This window comes from Polynucleobacter sp. 35-46-11 (assembly GCF_002281105.1).
Genome location: NZ_NCFJ01000198.1, coordinates 1 through 4,239, shown reverse-complemented (window position 1 = coordinate 4,239; position 4,239 = coordinate 1). Strand labels below are relative to the sequence as shown.

Here is a 4,239-nt window from a genome sequence, read left to right as displayed (position 1 = left end):
GTGTATTTGGTGCCCAGGAAGGGACTCGAACCCCCACAACCTTACGATCGCCAGCACCTGAAGCTGGTGCGTCTACCAATTTCGCCACCTGGGCATGCCATTATTATAAAGGTATGTGCCTTGTGGCCTACCCTCTAACCCCTTTTGGCTTTTTCCCTTCAGACTTAGTGGTTTGATACAGTAGCCTAAGCAAGAATAATGATTGATATATAAGGCATGAATTGCCGAAGGAATTAAATGCGTAAAGCAAAAAACTTGGTGCCACGAGAGGCTGACCGCTTAGGTACAGTCCAAGGTCACCGAGATGGATTTGGATTTGTAATACCGGATGATGGTGGAGAAGATATTTTTCTTTCTGAAAGAGAAATGTCCCGCGTTATGCACGGTGATAGGGTCAATGTCAGAGTATTGGGAACAGATCGTCGTGGTCGACCAGAGGGTCAGATCGTTGATGTGATTCTGCACGCAAATAAAGTCGTCATTGGCCGCCTCTTAAATGAGAATGGCGTTTTGATTGTTGCGCCAGAGGATAAACGCATTGGTCACGATATCTTGATTCCACCAAAGGGTCAGGGTAATGCCAAATTGGGTCAAGTAGTGAGCGTTGAGATCATTGACTATCCAGATAGCTATCGTCAAGCCGTTGGCCGCGTTGTTGAAGTGCTTGGTGAAATTGACGACCCTGGTATGGAAATTGAAATCGCCGTTCGCAAGTATGGCGTCCCGCATGAGTTTTCAGCGGCTGTTAAAAAAGAAGCGGCTGCCTTGCCCGATACAGTTCAGCAATCCGACCTTGAAGGTCGAGTTGATTTACGTGATGTCCCTTTAGTCACCATCGATGGTGCCGATGCTCGCGACTTCGATGATGCGGTATATTGCGAACCGGTGATGTATGGCAAGAGCAAGGCTTGGCGCCTGATTGTTGCCATTGCTGACGTATCCCACTATGTAAAGCCAGGCCAACCCTTAGATGATGAAGGCCTGCTGCGTGCAACGTCGGTGTATTTCCCGAGACGGGTAATACCAATGCTGCCTGAGAAGATCTCTAACGGTCTTTGTTCTTTGAACCCTGGTGTTGATCGTCTCTGTATGGTGTGTGACTCAGTTGTGGATAACAACGGAGTAGTGTTGGCATACCAGTTCTATCCAGCGGTAATGCATTCTGCACAACGTTTTACCTACGATACAGTGTGGGAGATACTTTCTAATAGCAAGGGTCCTGAAGCAACGCGTTTTGCTGATTTCAGGCCTTTACTGACAAATCTCTATTCTCTGTACAAAATTTTATTAGATGCACGTCAAAAACGGGGCGCTATCGAATTTGAAACTACTGAAACTCAAATTATCAGTAACGAGCTGGGTAAGATTCTGCGAATCGAGCCGCGTTTGCGCAACGATGCGCATCGCCTCATTGAAGAGTGCATGTTGACAGCTAACGTCTGTGCAGCAGATTTTATCGATCAGAATAAGCATCTCAGCTTGTATCGCGTTCACGGCGAACCTTCTGAAGAAAAGTTAGTCACCTTGCGCCAAGTATTGCGCACCTCTGGTTTGTCATTAGGTGGTGGTGAAAAGCCAAAGCCAAAAGACTATGCCAAGCTCATGCGCGAAATCAAAGAGCGTCCTGATGCCAATATGCTTCAGTCCGTTGTTTTACGTTCTATGCAGCAGGCGATGTATCAGCCGGATAACGAAGGCCACTTTGGACTTGCCTATCCAGCGTATTCGCATTTCACTAGCCCGATTCGTCGCTACCCCGATTTATTGACTCATCGAGTTATTAAAGCGATTCTGGCCAAGAAGCCCTATACACCTGTATTGCCGCCAACCGTCCCGCTCAACCTTACTTTGCCACGCAAGGGTAAGGGTCGTGAAAATGCGGTTAATGCTAAGAAGTCTCACAGTGATGCGAAAGAAGCTGCTGCCAAAGGTACACGCTTGCCTAAATTACCAAAGGGTGCGAATGCTGCTTTGCCTATTTGGGGTCAGCTGGGTGTGCATTGCTCATCTAATGAGCGTCGTGCAGATGAAGCATCTCGTGATGTCGAAGCATGGCTCAAGTGTTATTACATGCGAGATCATTTGGGTCAAGAGTATGCTGGCACCGTTACTGGTGTAGCTTCTTTTGGTTTATTTGTGCAGCTAGAAAATCTCTTTGTTGAGGGCATGATTCATGTCACAGAATTGGGTGGCGATTACTTTCAGTATGACGAAGCCCGACAAGAGTTGCGTGGCGAGAGAACAGGTATTCGCTATCGCTTAGGTGATCGTGTGCATGTCTTAGTCAGCCGCGTTGATCTTGACGCCCGCAAGATTGAATTTAGCTTGGTGAAGTCTGTTGGTCTAGAGCCAGGTGGTACAACGAATCGCCGTCAAATTATTTTAGCTAGCGATACTGGCAGACCCAATAAAAAGGCATCTCCAAAGAAGGGTCGCCCTGGCAGTAAAGAGCCGCAGAAGCATTCTGGAGTTAATGTGAATGCCGCAAAGTCTGCCGGTAATTTGGGTGCCAATCAGTCTAAGAATCAGGCTGGAAGAACGGCCAGTAAAGTTGCCAAGTCAGGCAAGTCCGGTAAACCAACTAGACCAGCTGGTAAGCCTGCTGGCACTAAACCACCTGTCCGCAGTACTAAAGCGCGTCGCAAATAATTAGCAATACAGGATGAGATAAGTAAAGATGAAGCAAATATTGGTGGGTTTTCATGCAGTGCAAGCGCGTTTGCGAGTTGATGCCGCAAGTCTGAAGTCAGTTTATTTTGATCCTAGCCGTCGTGACCGTCGTATGGGTGATTTTCTTAAGCAAGCTGAAGAGATTTTGGGTGAAAGATTGCATGCAGCCGATGCTGAACGTCTTCATAAACTCGCTGGCCATGATCGCCATCAAGGTGTAGTCGCTTTAGCAGAGAAGATGACCATCGCCCGAACTATTACCGAGGTGGTTGAAGATGCGGAGAGTAATCAAAGTAAAGTAATGTTCTTGGTATTGGATGGTGTTACAGATCCCCATAATTTCGGTGCATGTTTACGTGTTGCTGATGGCGCTGGTGTTGATGCAGTAGTGATCCCTAAAGATCGCTCGGCCTCTATCAATGCGACTGTGAGCAAGGTATCTAGTGGCGCTTCTGAAGTAATGCCAGTGATTACCGTTACCAACTTAGTACGCAGCATGAAAGAAATGCAAGAAGCGGGTGTTTGGTTAATTGGCACTGACGATGAAGCTGAAAAGTCTATTTATGATCTGGATCTCACTGGTCCGATTGGTATCGTCATGGGCGCAGAGGGTGAGGGTATGAGACGCTTAACGCGCGAGACTTGTGACGAGTTGGTGCGTATTCCGATGAAGGGCGTTGTTGAGAGTTTGAATGTTTCTGTAGCGAGTGGCGTATGCTTGTACGAAGCACTAAGACAGCGCTTGGCTAAAGAGCCTAAATAAGTAGTAAATCCATCAATTTGCTCAAGGGGCTTCTATGAAATGCAATATTGGACATACTGACCGCGTTCTACGAATGACTATTGGCGTCACCCTGATGGGGCTTGCTGGTTTTGGTATTACTGGCCCTTGGGCGTGGATCGGCATTATCCCTTTGCTGACTGGGATGATGGAAAATTGCCCCGCCTATATTATTTTGGGTATCAGTACCGCTAAGAAGTAATTTGCTAGTTGATTAGCAAAACATTAGGCAATTAGCTGCTGAATGAATTGCTCTAATTGAGCTGGCGGTAGTGCGCCACTAATGCGATGCACTTCTTTACCGTTTTTAAATCCCGCTAGCGTTGGTATTGAGCGGATATTCCATTTCGATCCGAGCATTTGTTCTGCCTCGGTGTTGACTTTGACAAACAAGACCTGATTTGCGTGAGCAATAGCGCTTGCCTGAAAGGTAGGACCAAACATCTTGCATGGCCCGCACCATGGTGCCCAAAAGTCGACTATTACCGGCATTGTTGATTGAGTCACTAGTTCGCTGAAGTTTGCCGCAGTGGCATTGATGGGGAGTGAAAGAAGCTCCTGTTTGCAAACGCCACAAACTGGTGTCTGATTGAGTTTTTCAGCAGGGACGCGATTTGCTTTATTGCAATGTGGGCAATGGATAATCATGATTACTCCTCAAAAGTTTAGTCTAGTGACTTAATTACTTAAAAGAATTTCTAATTTTTCTGTATCGATACAGAAATTGCGTATGCCTTCTGCAAGCTTTTCTGTGGCCATAGCATCATTATTTAACTGCAATCTAAAGT

At 46.6% G+C, this 4,239-nt stretch carries 4 protein-coding genes, 1 tRNA gene and 1 pseudogene; 3 read left to right on the top strand and 3 right to left on the bottom strand.

Translation table 11 applies throughout. The features are described 5' to 3' along the window. Nucleotides 1-7: 7 nt before the first annotated feature. A tRNA-Leu gene (locus B7Y67_RS11680) sits at nucleotides 8-94 on the bottom strand. A gap of 143 nt (nucleotides 95-237) precedes the next feature. On the opposite strand from B7Y67_RS11680, the gene rnr reads away from it, so the two are divergent. From rnr to B7Y67_RS11665, 3 genes are read left to right on the top strand one after another with little or no spacing between them, the layout of a single operon-like run. Beyond that, nucleotides 238-2,649, top strand: a complete 2,412-nt coding sequence (gene rnr / locus B7Y67_RS11675) for a ribonuclease R (RefSeq protein WP_293598789.1) — start codon at nucleotides 238-240, stop codon at nucleotides 2,647-2,649. 28 nt (nucleotides 2,650-2,677) lie between these two features. Continuing rightward, nucleotides 2,678-3,433: a 23S rRNA (guanosine(2251)-2'-O)-methyltransferase RlmB gene (rlmB, locus tag B7Y67_RS11670; protein WP_215300959.1), complete on the top strand. Its 756-nt coding sequence runs from the start codon at nucleotides 2,678-2,680 to the stop codon at nucleotides 3,431-3,433. Between the two features lie 34 nt (nucleotides 3,434-3,467). Beyond that, entirely contained in the window at nucleotides 3,468-3,653 is a 186-nt protein-coding gene (locus B7Y67_RS11665) for a DUF2892 domain-containing protein (RefSeq protein WP_293598788.1), read from the top strand. Nucleotides 3,654-3,676: 23 nt separating this feature from the next. Here the strand turns inward: B7Y67_RS11665 and trxC are convergent, their stop codons facing one another. Continuing rightward, nucleotides 3,677-4,099, bottom strand: a complete 423-nt coding sequence (gene trxC / locus B7Y67_RS11660) for a thioredoxin TrxC (protein ID WP_293598787.1) — start codon at nucleotides 4,097-4,099, stop codon at nucleotides 3,677-3,679. Between the two features lie 30 nt (nucleotides 4,100-4,129). Next, a pseudogene (locus tag B7Y67_RS11655) lies at nucleotides 4,130-4,239 on the bottom strand (transaldolase family protein); the annotation flags it as partial.

Coding starts and splice junctions, on each gene's coding strand:
- trxC (WP_293598787.1), bottom strand. CDS start 4,099: ATGATTATCCATTGCCCACATTGCAATAAAGCAAATCGCGTCCCTGCT.
- rlmB (WP_215300959.1), top strand. CDS start 2,678: ATGAAGCAAATATTGGTGGGTTTTCATGCAGTGCAAGCGCGTTTGCGA.
- B7Y67_RS11665 (WP_293598788.1), top strand. CDS start 3,468: ATGAAATGCAATATTGGACATACTGACCGCGTTCTACGAATGACTATT.
- rnr (WP_293598789.1), top strand. CDS start 238: ATGCGTAAAGCAAAAAACTTGGTGCCACGAGAGGCTGACCGCTTAGGT.